At 40.9% G+C, this 15453-nt stretch carries 16 protein-coding genes; 7 read left to right on the top strand and 9 right to left on the bottom strand.

The window, feature by feature from the left end; genetic code table 11:
- Positions 1-171: 171 nt before the first annotated feature.
- The gene (locus tag LA313_RS03890; protein ID WP_228913349.1) at positions 172-345 is read left to right on the top strand and encodes a hypothetical protein; all 174 of its coding nucleotides are present in this window, start codon (positions 172-174) and stop codon (positions 343-345) included.
- An 88-nt stretch (positions 346-433) separates the two neighbouring features.
- Here LA313_RS03890 and LA313_RS03885 read toward each other — a convergent pair whose 3' ends face one another.
- The 3 genes from LA313_RS03885 to prfB form a co-directional block, all read right to left on the bottom strand.
- Complete coding sequence (locus tag LA313_RS03885; RefSeq protein ID WP_228913348.1) at positions 434-2974, bottom strand: outer membrane beta-barrel protein; 2541 nt, start codon at positions 2972-2974, stop codon at positions 434-436.
- A gap of 184 nt (positions 2975-3158) precedes the next feature.
- Complete coding sequence (arsC, locus tag LA313_RS03880) at positions 3159-3503, bottom strand: arsenate reductase (glutaredoxin) (RefSeq protein WP_228913346.1); 345 nt, start codon at positions 3501-3503, stop codon at positions 3159-3161.
- A 97-nt stretch (positions 3504-3600) separates the two neighbouring features.
- Positions 3601-4699, bottom strand: a protein-coding gene (gene prfB, locus LA313_RS03875; RefSeq protein WP_228913345.1) for a peptide chain release factor 2 whose coding sequence is annotated in 2 segments (ribosomal slippage) — positions 3601-4635 and positions 4637-4699 — 1098 coding nt in all. Because the reading frame shifts where the segments join, the coding sequence is not laid out codon by codon here.
- A 135-nt stretch (positions 4700-4834) separates the two neighbouring features.
- Between prfB and LA313_RS03870 the strand changes: the two genes are divergently transcribed.
- Positions 4835-5863, top strand: coding sequence for a threonine aldolase family protein (locus LA313_RS03870; RefSeq protein ID WP_228913343.1), 1029 nt, complete (start codon positions 4835-4837; stop codon positions 5861-5863).
- Positions 5864-5974: 111 nt separating this feature from the next.
- Here LA313_RS03870 and LA313_RS03865 read toward each other — a convergent pair whose 3' ends face one another.
- Complete coding sequence (locus LA313_RS03865) at positions 5975-6304, bottom strand: YbaB/EbfC family nucleoid-associated protein (protein WP_228913342.1); 330 nt, start codon at positions 6302-6304, stop codon at positions 5975-5977.
- 126 nt (positions 6305-6430) lie between these two features.
- Here LA313_RS03865 and LA313_RS03860 point away from each other — a divergent pair, with 126 nt between their 5' ends.
- The 4 genes from LA313_RS03860 to wrbA all read left to right on the top strand — a co-directional run bounded on the left by LA313_RS03860 (position 6431) and on the right by wrbA (position 11838).
- The gene (locus tag LA313_RS03860) at positions 6431-8500 is read left to right on the top strand and encodes a S9 family peptidase (protein ID WP_228913340.1); all 2070 of its coding nucleotides are present in this window, start codon (positions 6431-6433) and stop codon (positions 8498-8500) included.
- Between the two features lie 87 nt (positions 8501-8587).
- The gene (locus LA313_RS03855; RefSeq protein WP_228913339.1) at positions 8588-9628 is read left to right on the top strand and encodes a PLP-dependent cysteine synthase family protein; all 1041 of its coding nucleotides are present in this window, start codon (positions 8588-8590) and stop codon (positions 9626-9628) included.
- 189 nt (positions 9629-9817) lie between these two features.
- The gene (locus tag LA313_RS03850) at positions 9818-11077 is read left to right on the top strand and encodes an aminotransferase class I/II-fold pyridoxal phosphate-dependent enzyme (RefSeq protein WP_228913337.1); all 1260 of its coding nucleotides are present in this window, start codon (positions 9818-9820) and stop codon (positions 11075-11077) included.
- Positions 11078-11229: 152 nt separating this feature from the next.
- Positions 11230-11838 carry an NAD(P)H:quinone oxidoreductase gene (gene wrbA / locus LA313_RS03845; RefSeq protein ID WP_228913334.1) on the top strand — a complete coding sequence of 203 codons (609 nt, stop codon included), beginning with the start codon at positions 11230-11232 and terminating at the stop codon, positions 11836-11838.
- 47 nt (positions 11839-11885) lie between these two features.
- Here the strand turns inward: wrbA and LA313_RS03840 are convergent, their stop codons facing one another.
- From LA313_RS03840 to LA313_RS03820, 5 genes are all read right to left on the bottom strand, one after another.
- A complete protein-coding gene (locus LA313_RS03840) occupies positions 11886-12269 on the bottom strand; it encodes a DUF3037 domain-containing protein (protein ID WP_228913332.1) in 384 nt (127 codons plus the stop codon).
- The gene (locus LA313_RS03835) at positions 12247-13041 is read right to left on the bottom strand and encodes a HipA family kinase (protein ID WP_228913331.1); all 795 of its coding nucleotides are present in this window, start codon (positions 13039-13041) and stop codon (positions 12247-12249) included. The genes LA313_RS03840 and LA313_RS03835 overlap by 23 nt, the downstream gene beginning before the upstream one ends.
- Positions 13042-13126: 85 nt before the next feature.
- Complete coding sequence (locus LA313_RS03830; RefSeq protein ID WP_228913329.1) at positions 13127-13744, bottom strand: SOS response-associated peptidase; 618 nt, start codon at positions 13742-13744, stop codon at positions 13127-13129.
- Between the two features lie 328 nt (positions 13745-14072).
- A complete protein-coding gene (locus tag LA313_RS03825; RefSeq protein WP_228913327.1) occupies positions 14073-14516 on the bottom strand; it encodes a hypothetical protein in 444 nt (147 codons plus the stop codon).
- Between the two features lie 19 nt (positions 14517-14535).
- Positions 14536-14967: a hypothetical protein gene (locus LA313_RS03820; protein ID WP_228913325.1), complete on the bottom strand. Its 432-nt coding sequence runs from the start codon at positions 14965-14967 to the stop codon at positions 14536-14538.
- A 213-nt stretch (positions 14968-15180) separates the two neighbouring features.
- Between LA313_RS03820 and LA313_RS03815 the strand changes: the two genes are divergently transcribed.
- On the top strand, positions 15181-15408 hold the full coding sequence (locus LA313_RS03815; protein ID WP_228913324.1) for a hypothetical protein: 228 nt from the start codon (positions 15181-15183) through the stop codon (positions 15406-15408).
- Positions 15409-15453: the final 45 nt, after the last annotated feature.

Below are 15453 nucleotides of genomic sequence, written 5' to 3'. Positions count from 1 at the left end.
TTTACATTTTCGCCAAAATTTAAGCACTTTAAAAAGAACAAAATTAGATGGCGCAAGAGAAAAATATCCCACAAATTCTCTGAAGTCCAGTGAACAAAAAATAAAATAAAAACTTTTGTGATTACCTCTCAGAGTTTCTATCTTTGGCAAAGATTCAATAAAATAGCAAACATGTTTGAATTTGATCAATATCTGGGCTTTTTAGCTTTTCTTATTATACTGCTCATCGGGTTTTGGGTAATGTTGTTCTTAACAGCCATAATTCCTTATTGGATTGGAGGAGCAGTTAAAGAAATGCTCGATGAAAGGAAAGAAAAGAAACGCCTGGAAAGAGAAAAAGCTTAAAAAGGATTTTTTTGGCACTCTCAGACCGTATTAAAATATAAAAGCCGTCAATTTGACGGCTTTTCTTATTGATATAGTTTTAGGGATCCTAAAATTCTCCTTCCCCTCCATTGTCTTCACCATTTCCAGAGTCCCGCTCATTACGTCTCTGATCTCTTTTCTGCTGATTAAATCTGTAGGTAAGGGAAAGGGTGACACTGCGCTGTCTCCACTGGAATCGACTATCTCTCGTATAGAAGTCGGTGGTCGAAATGGATTCCCTTTTTCTTGAGTTTAACAAGTCTCTTACGTTAAGTGATAGAGAAAGGGTTTCATTAAAGAACTCTTTGGCCACGGCCATATCTATCGAAAGCAATCCATCTTGAGTTCCCTGGATATCTTCGGAGGCACCTCTATAGAAAGCGTTAGTCTGCCACTGTATTTCGGCCGGTAAGGTAAGTTTAGAACTAAATCGCGCAAACCAGCTGGTGTTCTTAGCACTGTAGAAGTCACCTCTGTATTCTCCTTCTGTGTCGAATTGAAAAAAGTTAATACTTCCGTTAAGCCTTAACCAGTCGGTAGGGTTGTAAAGAGCACCGGCTTCCGCACCAATCCTTGTATTGGTAGCGAAATTAACCGGGATCGTTCTTATAATGAGGATTCCATCTTCTTCAGTAAATTCTCCCGTAGATTCCTCAATTCGCTGGAAAGAATTGGTTTCCCGCTGGTAATAGACAGAGGAAGTAAGCGTTAGTTTTTCATCCCATCTCTTTAGATAACCTACATCGAACGCATTTGAAAAAGCCGGTTCAAGATTTGGATTTCCCTGGAAAATATTAATTCTGCTTGATCTCGATGGGAATGGGTTCATATACCAACCACGCGGCCTGTTGATCCTTCTGTTGTAGCCAATGGTTATATTTTCTCTTTCATCAATTTCATAAATTATATTCACAGTTGGAAAGAGTCCGAGATAATTGTTGTCAAAATCTGTATCAATCGGGATACCGTAAGCATCTTGTAGTTCGGCTTCAGTTAATTCCGACTCAATTTTTCCTTTTAGCTGAGTGTTTTCAAGCCTTAGTCCCAGTAGGAAAGAGAAATCTCCGATCTTCGTTCCATATTGGGAGTATAAGGAAAGAACATTTTCATTATATGTGAAGTCATTCGAAAGAGTATCATTAATTACGAAATTCCCCGTCATAGGATCTTCCAGTTCTAGAACGTACTCAGTTAACTCCTCTTCAAAATTCCCACGGAAACCAGCTTCGAACTGAGATTCTTCCCCAATGGGAAGTACATAATCTGCCTGTATCAGGTATTCCTCTTGCGTCTCTTCAGTAACTGCTTCCTCGTCAAAGAAATCGGGCTCATCGGGCAGCTCGTTCAGGAGCAACTTCTCATTTACAACACTGGTCTGTGTTTCCGCATCGTTTTCATATTGAAGATCTGCCGTGAGTTGATGTCCACTGTTGTTGAATTTATTGATGTAATTTATCGAAAATTGATAACTGTTATCTTCTTCCATTTCAGCTTCGACCCGCTCAGTTCTACGCACCAGGATTCCCCTGTTTTCGGGGTCTGATGTGTCAAATCTTCGGCTCATATTTGTAGTGAGATCTTCATCTTCTCCATACCTCAAAAAAGCTGTGGCAGTTATAGAAGACATATCTGTAATATAATATTCAACTCCAAAGTTAGTGTTGAAATTTCTGTTTAACCGCTGCATATCCCTGTCCTCAATGAGTCGATATGGATCTGCTTCGTTTCTTGCAAAATAATAAGTGTCGGAAAAAGCATTACCGGGAGCATCAAAATATCTGAATCCTGTAGTATTAAAAAAGTTGAATTTATCTGTCCTGTAGTTGACATTGGCTGAAAGTCCCACCTGGTCGGGGTGTCCTACCTGTGCTGTAACAGATCCATTGAAGCCAAGGGTCTTTTCTTTCTTCAGAATGATATTTAGGATACCTGCTGTACCTTCTGCATCATATCTTGCTGAAGGGGAGGTGATGACCTCGACGCGCTCAATAGCATCTGCCGGAAGTTGAGAAAGAACATCTGTATTTCCAAACCCCGCCATGGCTGAAGGTTTTCCATTAATAAGGATGCGAACGTTCTCATTTCCTCTCAAACTAATCCCGCCTTCGATATCTACAGCTACAGAGGGTACATTATTAAGTGCATCGGCCACTGTACCTCCTGCCGTGGTAAGGTCTTTTCCTATGTTGTATATTTTTTTGTCAAGTCTGACTTCAACCTGCGTGGTTTCTGCAGTGACCACAACCTCTTCCAATTCTCCTGCGGCCATTCCCAATACTATTCGGCCCATTTCGATATCCGAATTGATCTGGCGGGCGGGAAATTTCTTTGGACTAAAACCAATAAATTCTGCAGTGATAACATAATTTCCTTCCGGTACTTCAATAGCAAAATTTCCCTGCGCATCTGTGATCCCTCCCGTTAGTTTATCAGGATCATTGGTGCTTTGAAAAGAAATGGTGGCGTATTCCAGGGGTGTTCCCTGCTCATCGGTCACTTTTCCCGAAACCTCATACTGGGCGCCTTGTGCAAAGGCTGAAAAAGAAAGTAGAAAAAAGAAGGAAAAAAATAAGGCACTGCAGCGGTGCCGGCTTATGCTCGCAATCATATTTGGTTTTTATTCTTTGACAGCTAAAAAACCAAATGGTTTAATTTTTTCTCTAAAAAAATAAACATTTTTGATAACTGAATGATTGTCAATATTTTACAATGCAGTTATCAAGTGGGAAAAACGAAGGGCTCAAAAGTAACCTCTGCAGGAAATTATACCTTCTGCTAAAGTGAATTTGCTTTTAAGCAATAAGATCTTCAATATTGGAGGCCGGTCGTCCAACTACGGCTTTGGTATCGGTTTTTACCACCGGGCGCTGAATAAGTTTAGGATGCTCCGCCATTATCCTTATCAATTCATTGTCGCTGAGGTCCCGGTCGCGATAATTTTCCTTCCAGATCTTTTCTTCAGTCCGCACCAGTTCAATAGGAGCCATGTTTAATTTCTGAAGAAGAGCTGCAAGTTCTTTTTCACTAAGTGGTTGCTTCAGGTATTCTCTAATCTCAAAATCCTTTCCAGATGCTTTCAGGATTTCCAGCCCTTCCCTGGATTTTCTGCATCTGGTGTTGTGGTAAATTGTAATCATGTTTAATAGATATTAGATGTTAGACGTGAGATAGTAGACTTGTTGTTGGATGAAAGAAATTCTTCCATTTATCTCAAATCTCAGATCTCAAGTCTTGTTACTCTTCTACTTTTTGTCCCATCATCATAAGGAACGCTTTAAGGAACTGGTTGATATCGCCGTCCATTACCGCATCTACATTTCCGGTTTCTTCGCCGGTTCGAACATCCTTCACCAGTTTATACGGGTGCATTACGTAATTTCTAATTTGCGATCCCCATTCAATTTTCATTTTTGAATCCTCAATTTCCCTTCGCTGTGCCTGTTGCTTCTGAAGTTCAATTTCATAAAGCTGACTCTTAAGCAACTGCATCGCCTTGGTCTTGTTATCTAATTGAGACCTTGTTTCAGAATTTTCTACGACAATTCCCGACGGGGCGTGACGAAGCCTTACGGCGGTTTCGACCTTGTTTACATTTTGTCCTCCCGCACCAGATGATCTCATGGTTTCCCAGGAAATATCTGCAGGATTGATGTCAATTTCGATAGTGTCATCGGCTAAAGGATAAACATAGACGCTGGCAAAGGAAGTATGTCTTTTGGCATTACTGTCAAAAGGAGAGATCCTCACCAGGCGGTGCACCCCGTTCTCCCCTTTTAGCCACCCAAAGGCAAATTCTCCTTCTATTTCAATGGTGACGGTTTTTATTCCCGCAACTTCCCCGGCCTGGTAATTGAGCTCGCGCACAGAGTAGCCGCGATCTTCGGCCCAGCGCAGGTACATTCGCATAAGCATTTCTGCCCAGTCGCAACTCTCGGTACCACCGGCACCGGCAGTTACCTGAAGAACCGCACTCAAATTGTCCCCTTCTTCCGAAAGCATGTTCTTAAATTCCAGGTCCTCAATTAGGGTTCTGGATTTCTCATGTCTTTCCTCGACGTCTTCGGCGGTGGCTTCCCCTTCTTTGTAGAATTCAAAAATCACTTCGAGGTCATCCACAAGAGTGACCGCCTCTTCATAGTCATCAACCCATTTTTTTTGGGAATTGAGTTCTTTTAAAAGAAGTTCAGCCTTTTTTGGATCGTTCCAGAAATCGGGTGCCAGGGTTTTTTCCTGGAGATTGGATATCTCTATTTTTTTGGCATCAACGTCAAAGATACCTCCTTAACGCAACCAGGCGATCTTTGAGATCTTTAATAGTATCTATAGTAAGCATACTTGAATTTTCAACAAAAATAGAATTTATGAGGGTTCCCGGAAACTATTTTACGAATATTTTATAGTTTTATGCACCTTCAAAAATGCCGCTTTCTGGCTCTATTTCTGAAGGTCAAACGTTTAAAATTAAATCATGAAAGAAATAGATCTTAGAAGTGACACAGTCACTAAACCTACTGAAGGTATGATGCAGGCAATTATCAACGCCGAAGTAGGCGATGATGTTTATAAAGAAGATCCCACAGTAAATAAGCTGGAAAGAAAACTGGCCGATATGTTCGGAATGGATGAAGCACTTTTTTTTCCAACCGGAAGTATGGCCAACCAGGCGGCCATTAAGCTACACACCCAGCCCGCCGATCAGCTTATTTGCGATAAATGGGCCCATGTTTATAATTACGAAGGCGGTGGCGCTTCCTTCAACAGCGGAGTTTCCTGCAAATTGGTGGACGGCCACCGCGGAATGATCACTGCAGCCCAGGTGGAGGAAAATATCAATCCTCCCGACTTTTATCATAGTCCGCTTACCACACTCGTATGTCTGGAAAACACAACAAATAAGGGTGGCGGAGCCTGTTATGATTTTGAAGAGATCAAAAGGATTAGAAAGGTGTGTGATGAGCACAATCTTGGTTTCCACCTCGATGGCGCACGACTTTTTAATGCTCTTGTTGCCAAAAAAGAAGATCCTAAGGAGTACGGGAAGGTGTTTGATACAGTTTCTGTCTGTCTTTCAAAGGGGCTCGGAACTCCGCTGGGAACTGTTCTTATAGGGGACAAAAAAGTTATGAAGAATGCCATGCGGGTGAGAAAAGTTCTTGGTGGTGGAATGCGCCAGATAGGTTTTATGGCCGCTGCCGGAATCTATGCTCTTGATAACCACGTGGAGCGTTTGGCCGAAGATCACAAAAGAGCTTCAGAAATTGGCAGAACCCTAAAAGAGCAAAGTTATATTGGGGAAGTAGAGCCTGTTGAAACCAATATTGTCATTTTCTATTTAAAAAATGCTTCAGATGAAGCTGTTTTTATGAAAGCTCTTCAGAAGGAGAATATAAGGATCAGCAATATGGGACAGGGGAAACTAAGAGTAGTAACTCACCTGGATTATTCCGAAGAAATGCATCAAAGATTTCTGGAGGTATTGAGAGGAATTGAATTGTAAAAAATATACCCTTCCAAAATGTCATTTTGGAGGGTATATTTTTAAAATGTAATCTTTAGACGGTAGAGTTGTTCAAGAGTCGTCTCAAATCTCCCGTCTCATATCTAGCATCTATTGACCAAGCATATCATTCATCCCTGGAATATCGGGCATTCCTTCTTTCGCAACGGCTGCAAGTTCGGCTTCATTTACCTCGGTGGCACGGGCAACGGCTTTATTAATGGTTAGCACCAGGTAATCTTCCAGCTGTTCCTTATCTTCAAGAAGTTCATCGGCAATTTCGATGTTCTTGATCTCACGGCTTGCGGTAATTGTTACTTTCAAAAGTCCGTCGGCTGACTGCTCATCGAGCATCACTGTTTTTAATCTTTCTTTAGTTTCTTCAACTTTTTTCTGGGTCTCTTTGATCTTGTTCATCATGCCCATCATATCTCCAAACATATTCTCATTTTTATAGTTATAACAAAATTACCTAAAAAGGTCATATTAGAGAACTTATAGATACAGTTTTAAGTTTTCTTTATTAGAAATCGTAACTTTGCAGCCGGTAAAATTAAGATGGGAAAAATGAAAGTTGCTGCTAAAGAAATAATTGCTCCGCGGATAAAAAAAGTTCCGGTAAAGCTTGAAAAACATGGAGATGTGCGTACAGATGACTACTTCTGGCTGCGCGAACGTGACAACCCCGAAGTTCTGGATTACCTAACGCGGGAAAATATTTATAATGATGAAATGACAGCTCATACCAAGGAGCTGCAGGAGAACCTTTTTCAGGAGGTAAAGAAAAGGATAAAAGAGGATGACTCTTCTGTTCCATATAAACTGAATGGCTACTGGTATATTACGCGTTTCGAAAAAGGGAAAGATTATCCTATCTATTCACGCAAAAAGGAAAGCCTGGATGCCCCCGAAGAAATACTCTTTGATGTAAATGAAATGGCCAAAGGTCATGACTATTACAGGTTAAGCGGCCTAAGCGTAAGCCCTAATAATAAACTGATCTCCTATGCGGTAGATACAGTTAGCCGAAGAAAATATACCATCTATATTAAGAACCTGGAGACAGGCGAAATTTATCCCGAAAGGATACACAATACTACCGGTGGCGCTACATGGGCAAATGACAATAAAACCCTTTTTTATGCCCGGAAGGATGAAGAAACCCTGCGCAGTAACAAGATCTTTAAGCACCATTTTGGAACAAAAGCTAAAGATGATGAGCTTGTGTTCTTTGAGGAGGATGAAACCTTCCACACTTATGTTTACAAATCCAAATCTCATCGTTACATAATAATTGGATCTGATAGCACTTTAACTTCGGAATACCGCTTTATTGCTGCCGATGATCCCGATGGGGAAGTGCAAATTGTGCAGCCAAGAATGAGAGGGGTGGAATATAGTATCGCCCACTACAGGGATTGTTTTTATATCCTTACCAACTTGGATGGGGCTACCAATTTTAAATTAATGAAAGCTCCTGTTCATAATCCGGGAATGGAGAACTGGCAAGAGGTGATCCCGCACCGCGAAGATGTACTTCTGGAAGATATAGACTTGTTTAGGGAATACCTGGTGGTAAGCGAAAGAAGTGAGGGATTGAACAAGATCCATATTCGCAGGTGGGATGGCACAGATTCTTATTTTTTGCCGTTCGACAACGAAACTTATACCGCACTTACCGGTACCAACCCCGACTTTGATACAGAGATCCTTAGGTACATGTACAATTCTTTGACAACGCCTACCCAGGTGGTTGATTTCAATATGCGCACCAAAGAAAAAGATGTCAAGAAGGAACTTGAGGTCCTGGGCGGGAAGTTTAAAAAAGAGAATTACCTTTCCGATCGTATTTGGGCAACTGCCCAGGATGGAACTAAGATCCCGATGACCCTGGTGTATAAAAAGGATCTTAAAAGGGACGGGACAAATCCTGTTTTACAATATGCTTATGGCTCTTATGGTTCTACCATTGATCCATACTTCTCTAATGTTCGATTAAGTCTTCTGGATCGCGGTTTTATCTTTGTCATAGCTCATGTGAGAGGTGGGGAATATCTGGGCCGGCAGTGGTATGATAACGGTAAACTCTTGAAAAAGAAGAACACCTTTACAGATTTTATAGATTGTACCAGGCATTTGCTTCAGGAGAATTATACTTCCAGTGAACATATGTACGCAAGTGGAGGTTCGGCCGGCGGATTGTTAATGGGAGCAATAGCCAACATGGCTCCGCAGCTATATAAAGGTATTATTGCGTCGGTCCCATTTGTAGATGTCGTAACGACAATGCTGGATGAAACCATTCCTTTGACCACCGGGGAATATGATGAATGGGGAAATCCAAATGATCCTAAGTACTATTTTTATATGAAATCTTACTCGCCTTATGATAACGTCAGTGCTCAGGAGTATCCGCACATGTTGGTTACCACAGGATTACATGACTCGCAGGTGCAGTATTGGGAGCCGGCGAAGTGGGTGGCGAAATTGAGGGAGTTAAAAACCGATTCGAATAAATTACTTTTTCATACCAATATGGAGGCGGGCCATGGAGGAGCATCAGGACGATTTGAGGCTTTGAGAGAAGTAGCTGAAGAGTATGCTTTTCTCCTCGATTTAGAGGGAATCCGCGAATAATTAAAATATTTGACTTAAATTTGCTTCGTTTGTGATCGCATTCGGGATAAAATTTCTGGATGCGATTATTGTAAATAACTTCAATTTATGAGAGAAGATTTACAGGTTTTCGATAATGTATTACAACTAATAGGTAATACCCCTCTAATTCACTTAAACCGTATTACTCAGGATCTTAAAGGAGACTATTTCGCAAAAGTAGAAGCCTTTAATCCCGGGCACTCCACCAAAGATAGAATAGCACTACATATTATAGAAGAAGCCGAAAGAAAAGGAATTCTTAAACCGGGAGATACTATTATTGAGACTACCTCGGGGAACACCGGCTTTAGTATTGCTATGGTTAGCGTTATAAAAGGTTACGAGTGCATCCTTGCGGTGAGCTCAAAATCTTCCAGAGACAAGATCGATATGCTGCGCTCTATGGGTGCAAAGGTGTATGTATGTCCTGCTAATGTGACTGCCGATGATCCAAGATCTTATTACCAGGTTGCAAAAAGAATGCATGACGAGATCAAAGGTTCGGTTTATATCAATCAATATTTTAATGAGCTCAATATAGAAGCTCATTACCGTTCTACCGGGCCGGAGATATGGAAACAGACCGAAGGAAAGATCACACATCTGGTAGCCTGCAGCGGTACCGGGGGAACGATCTCGGGAACTGCAAGATTCCTAAAGGAACAAAATCCTGACATCAGGATCCTCGGAATTGATGCCTATGGCTCTGTTCTCAAAAAATATCATGAAACCAAAGAATTCGATGCTGCAGAGATCTATCCTTATCGTATTGAAGGATTAGGAAAAAACCTTATTCCAACAGCTACAGATTTTGAAAGCATTGATAAATTCGTTAAAGTAAGTGATGAGGACAGCGCACATGCTGCACGTGAACTTGCCCGTACCGAAGGTCTTTTTGTAGGCTACACCAGCGGTGCCGCTTTACAGGGAGTGCGACAGTTGGCCGAAGAAGGTGAATTTAACGAAAATAGCAAAATTGTGATAATTTTCCCCGATCATGGTTCCCGTTACATGAGCAAAGTCTTTAGTGATGACTGGATGAATGAGCAGGGGTTCTTCGACAGCAAGAACGAAAAGGCAGAAAATCAAATTGAATTTATAAAGTAACGACAGGAAGCCTTTGTTAGGCTGCTGTATACTAATTTTCTTCTAAGTAATTTCGGATTAAATAGCGACCGGGAGCAGCTGCTCCTATAAAGAAAGCTGAAAAGTGCATGTTTTTCAATGCAGTTGACCGGCCTAGATTCTGCAGTTGCTATTTATTTGTTACTTTTGCTGAAGTGAAAAATATATAAAATGGCAGATTTATTCGATAAAATATATAAGGACAAGGGGCCTTTAGGGAAGTGGAGTGAAGTAGCTGAAGGTTATTTTGTTTTTCCCAAACTGGAAGGACCTATTTCCAATCGTATGAAATTCCGTGGGCAGGATGTAATTACCTGGAGTGTCAACGATTACCTGGGACTTGCAAATCATCCCGAAGTGCGGAAAGTAGATGCTGAAGCCGCTGCAGAATGGGGCTCTGCCTATCCAATGGGCGCCAGGATGATGAGTGGTCACACCTCTCTACATGAAAAATTGCAGGAGGAACTTGCTTCTTTTGTGGATAAAGAGGCTGCATACCTTCTTAACTTTGGTTACCAGGGAATGGTTTCTACCATTGATGCCCTTGTTTCTAAAAAAGACGTTATTGTTTATGACGTAGATGCTCATGCATGTATTATTGACGGGGTGCGCCTGCACTTAGGTCAGCGCTTTACTTACAAGCACAATGACATGGAGAGCATTGAAAAGAACCTCCAGCGTGCCGAGAAGATCGCAGAGCAAACCGGTGGCGGAATCCTTGTAATTTCTGAAGGTGTTTTTGGAATGAGGGGAGAGCAGGGAAAACTTAAAGAGATCGTTGCTCTTAAAGAGAAATATAACTTCAGGTTACTTGTAGATGATGCTCACGGCTTTGGTACTCTTGGTAAAACAGGAGCAGGAGCAGGTGAGGAGCAGGGAGTGCAGGATCAAATCGATGTTTATTTTGCAACCTTCGCAAAATCTCTTGCCAGTACAGGGGCTTTTATCGCCGGAGACCAGGAGATCATGGATTACCTGAAGTACAATCTTCGTTCTCAAATGTTTGCCAAATCTCTGCAAATGCAGCTGGTAATTGGTGCACTTAAACGTCTTGAGATGCTTAAAACAATGCCCGAACTTAAAGAGAAGCTTTGGGAGAATGTAAATGCGCTTCAAAATGGTCTTAAAGATCGTGGATTTGACATAGGAACAACTCAAAGTTGTGTGACTCCGGTTTATCTCAAGGGAAGTATTCCTGAAGCTATGGCCCTGGTCAACGACCTTAGGGAAAATCACGGGATCTTCTGTTCTATCGTAGTTTATCCGGTTATTCCTAAAGGAATGATACTTTTAAGATTAATTCCAACAGCTACTCATACCTTAGAGGATGTGGAAATTACTTTGACTGCTTTTTCAGCAATTCGTGAACGCCTGGAAAATGGGACTTACAAAAGACTTTCCGCAGGAGTTGCTGAGGCAATGGAAAAATAGTCTTTTTAAAAAATTAACTTATAAATCCCCTTTTTAAAAGGGGATTTTTTGTTCCGCTGCGTATTAACTTTTATAATTTGTTTAGCAGAAAAGTAGATATTTTCAGGTTATCTTATTGAAAATGAATTAACAACTATAAAACAAGATAGACTATGGAAGATTTAAAAGTAGCTGTGATCTATTACAGTTCGACAGGAACAAATTATCAACTCGCAAAGTGGGCGGAAGAAACAGCCAAAGAAAATGGAGCAGAGGTGCGCTTTAGAAAAGTTAAGGAGCTGGCACCAAAAGAGGCAATTGAGGCCAATAAGGACTGGAAGAAGCATCTGGAAGCCACACAAGATGTTCAGGAAGCTTCCATGGATGACCTGGATTGGGCAGACTGTTATATTTTTAGTGCTCCAACCCGTTATGGAAATTTGCCATCACAGTTCAAGCAGTTCCTCGATATGACCGGCGGACTTTGGTTTAACGGGAAACTGGCCAATAAAGTGGTTAGTGGAATGACCAGTGCGAGTAATGTTCACGGGGGGCAGGAATCCACCTTACTTTCTTTGTATAAGACCATGTTTCACTGGGGAGCAATAGTTGCCGCACCGGGATATACCAATGAAGCCATATTCAATGCCGGAGGAAATCCTTATGGAGTAAGTATAACGGCAGGTAAGGAAGAATTAGGGGATAAGGTTAAAAAAGCGGTTGCCCATCAGGTAAAGAGAACCATGACCATGGGAAGTTGGGTGAAAAAGGGAAGTAAATAATACCTTTTTTAAAAGGTAAGTTACAAAAGCTGCTTTGGCAGCTTTTTTTATAATACCAACTCAGAGAATAGCCTGTCAAGAGTTTTGTCCAAATCAAAACACAAGCCCGGGTGAGGCCTCGAAGTCTGGATTACAGAACTTCGTATTGCTGTGAGCCATCGAAACCGCGAGGGTATATCCATTTGGGCAATTGGGCCTCCATCTTTGGAACCAAGGCAGATCTTTTCAAAAGATTCCAGATTCTTTCCCAGCTGGTCCAGGTCGAGATCTTTGCAAAGCATGTGCAACTTTTCTGAATCCACTTCATACCTTACCTGCAGGTATTTCTCTTTTTTACAAAACACCACAACCCCCACATTGAGGAACTCTTCCCGTTCCACCCGTGGTACCACCCTTATGGTAGCATATTCATATAAGTGCCTGTCTTGCATTTTGTGCTTCTTTTATAAAAATATTTGAATTCCTAAGGCGAATTTCAAGAAACTGGATATATGCTGCTCTAATCTCTGCCGGGGAAAGATCGGTCTCCCTCCATTGCAACCATTCATCGGGAAGACATTCTACGATCTCCCTGATTTTTTCAATTTTCAGCAGCTGTTTGATCTGTTCATCTATTTCATTGAGTTGAGCAGCCTGGGGAAGCAATACGTGATCTTTTATTAAGCTGAAAGGGCTTTGTGCATGCTTCTCCATGTTGTTCCAGGAATGGTGGAAATAAAAGGAAGCTCCATGGTCAATTAGCCAAAGATCCTGGTGCCACATAAGCATATTTGTGTTCCTGAAGGTGCGGTCCACATTCGTGATAAAAGCATCCAGCCATACAATTTTAGAGGCAGTTATTTCATCTACAACAGTCACTGCCGGATCAAAATTAATTGCCCCAGAAAGAAAATGCAGGGCAAGATTGAGCCCTTTACTGCCCTGAAGCAAATCCTGAATTTCTTCATCCCCTTCGGTCCTCCCAAAGGCTTCATCAAGATTAGCGAATACCAGCTCGGGAACTCTAAGTCCAATAACCCTTGCAATTTCTCCGCCAAGGAATTCGGCTATTAATGCTTTAACCCCATGTCCGGCACCGCGAAACTTCAGGACGTACTTGAAATCGTCATCGGCCTCGGCTAGTGCAGGGAGAGAGCCACCCTCCCGTAAAGCGGTGATATAACGGCAAACGGTCACCGTGCGTATATCTATTATTTCTCCCATAGAAGGTTTAAAAATGGCATTTTCTGAAACAAATTTAAGATTCTTCGGCAGAGTCACAGGATTATTCCTGAAATATAAAAGGTTTTTACACTTTTTGGGCCTTCAGGTTTACTTCATAAGGAAAAGCAAATTCCTTATGTGAGGCTCCTTCAAGCCAGGCAGAGTGATCCCTGTGGTGAAGCACCACCGGCATTCGTTGCTTGTTGTTGTGAATCTCGCTCATCAATTCATTCGCCTGGGTGGTGGTGATGCTGTAAGAGCCAATAGACTTGCCTGTTGCAGGATCCTGCCAGTGAGAATATATTCCGGCGAAGGCAAAAATATCTTCTTCAGATGATGTTATGAGGTACTTTTGCTTGGTTTTTCCTTTTTCGTCCAGCCACTGCCACTCATAATATCCATTAGCGATTATAAGGCATCTATTCTCTACCGAATTCCGAAAAGCAGGTTTTTCGTCCAGGGTTTCTATTCTTGCGTTGAGGGTGGATTTCTTCAGGCTGTCATTTTTTGCCCAAAAGGGGACAAGGCCCCAGTTAAAAAAAAGGAGCTCTCCGGGTGCATCATTTGTGACCACAGGATTGGATAAAAAGTCGAAGCCATTGATCCCCTCTTGAGGGGTATAAAGCTCCGGTTCCACGAATGTTGCATTAAAAGCTTTTTCTATCTCTATGATCTTTGAGTTTAATTTTGTCCTGAAGCACATAACTTTTTTCTAAAGATAAATTTTCTTCAGAAAAAAATGTTCCAAAGAGCTATTCCAAAATAGCTTTTTTGGATGTCTTATCGGAAACATTATCTGGCAGTTGTTTTTTCAGTAGTTCTTCAATAGGCTTTAAAACTTTATGAGGCTTACCAAAAGGAGACTGTTAAAAGCCATTTTACGTCCACCTAAAATTTCAGGAGTTTTAGGTTCTGTTTCTTTCTGAGAATTAGGTTAATAAGCTTCAGAATAAATTCAGATCAACGATCAATAGCAATTTAGACAGCCTCCATTTCAAATAAAACAATGTGCTCTTTAAATTCTGGTTGAATTAGGCCAGTAGCCTTTTCTGTTTTTGTTGTTTCATTGCTTGACTAACGATTTCAAAAATTTCCTTTTTAAGTCGTTTGTATTGTCTGGAAAAGTGATTGACATCATTAAGGATTTCCTTATGTTCTTTGCGATATACACGTCCTTCTCTTGGTTCATCCAGGCTTTCAATCAAGCTGCGAAGCCTGTTAATATGTTCGGAAACCCTTTTTTCTAAAACCTTTAGTTCTTTAACCGAAAGACCTAACTGGTCAATAAGTTCCTTCACCCGGTTAAAAAGTTGGGATTCAATTATGGGCAAAGTGTATTCTTTAAGCATATCTTCAAAAAAGCGATGTTCATCTTTAATGAAGCTGAGTTCAGATTTCCACTGTAAAGAGGAGAAATGCATTTCGTCGGGTGTTTTCCACTCGATGTACCTGTAATTATGTGCTTTATTTTTCATGGCAAAAAAATTATACTTGTTAATGCTCCTTACTGGTTCGGCGTAACAGGGGCCCGGTATAGGAAAAAATTTCCAGTTTGAATTCCCTGAATTTGTGGGCAAAATCCAGGATCCTTCGTTCGAGTTTTAAATGTTCATCGTGGTAAAAGACTTCACAGCTTATATCCTCGCATTCTAGTATTCCCTCAATGTCATACCGGTGGTTATGAACTTCCCTGGTAAGCTCCAGGTTCTCCTGTTTAAAATTTTGCAGGGCATCATAGAAAAGCTGAAGCCGCTCATATAGATTTAGTATATTCTTTTGAAAGATATCTGCACCCAGGTACAGGTTTAAGAAGTTGATTTCCTCATTGAAGTAGGCTAATCTTTCTTTCCACCTGCTGTTTTCTTTTAACAGGCGGTCTATGTCCTTTTCATTTGCGGAAAAACTTCTGGATGTGTTCCGGCTCATAATCTACTGTATTTAAGTTATTAAGGTAAGAATAAAAACTGTTCATCAAACTGACAAATGTCAGATAAGAAACTTTTTTTGGGAGTAAAAGAAGAAAAAACCCCGTATTTTAAAAGACTTATAAAATTTAACTAAAAATATTTTTGGCTGTTGTATTGAGTGTCAAAAAATGATATACATTTGACCCCTCAAACAATTAATAATTCATTAAAAATGAAAAAATCCTTTTTGACTTTTGCTGCTATCGCATTAGTATTCTCATTTACTTCTTGTAAAGAAACAACTACTGAAACAACTGAAGACACTACAGTAGAAGTTATCGAAACTCCTGAGGCTCCTGTTGAGGTTGAGGCTGTTGAGACTGAAGAAGTTGTTGTTGATACAACAAGCACTGGCGTTACTGTAGTAGAAGACATTACAAATACTCCTTCTGTAGAATAATTAATTCTAAAGAAATCCGGGCATCTAAAAATGTCCAAACAAGAA

The sequence above is a fragment of the Salinimicrobium sediminilitoris genome, from assembly GCF_020866905.1.
Taxonomy (GTDB): Bacteria; Bacteroidota; Bacteroidia; order Flavobacteriales; family Flavobacteriaceae; genus Salinimicrobium; species Salinimicrobium sediminilitoris.
This window is presented reverse-complemented; position numbering and strand designations above follow the sequence as displayed.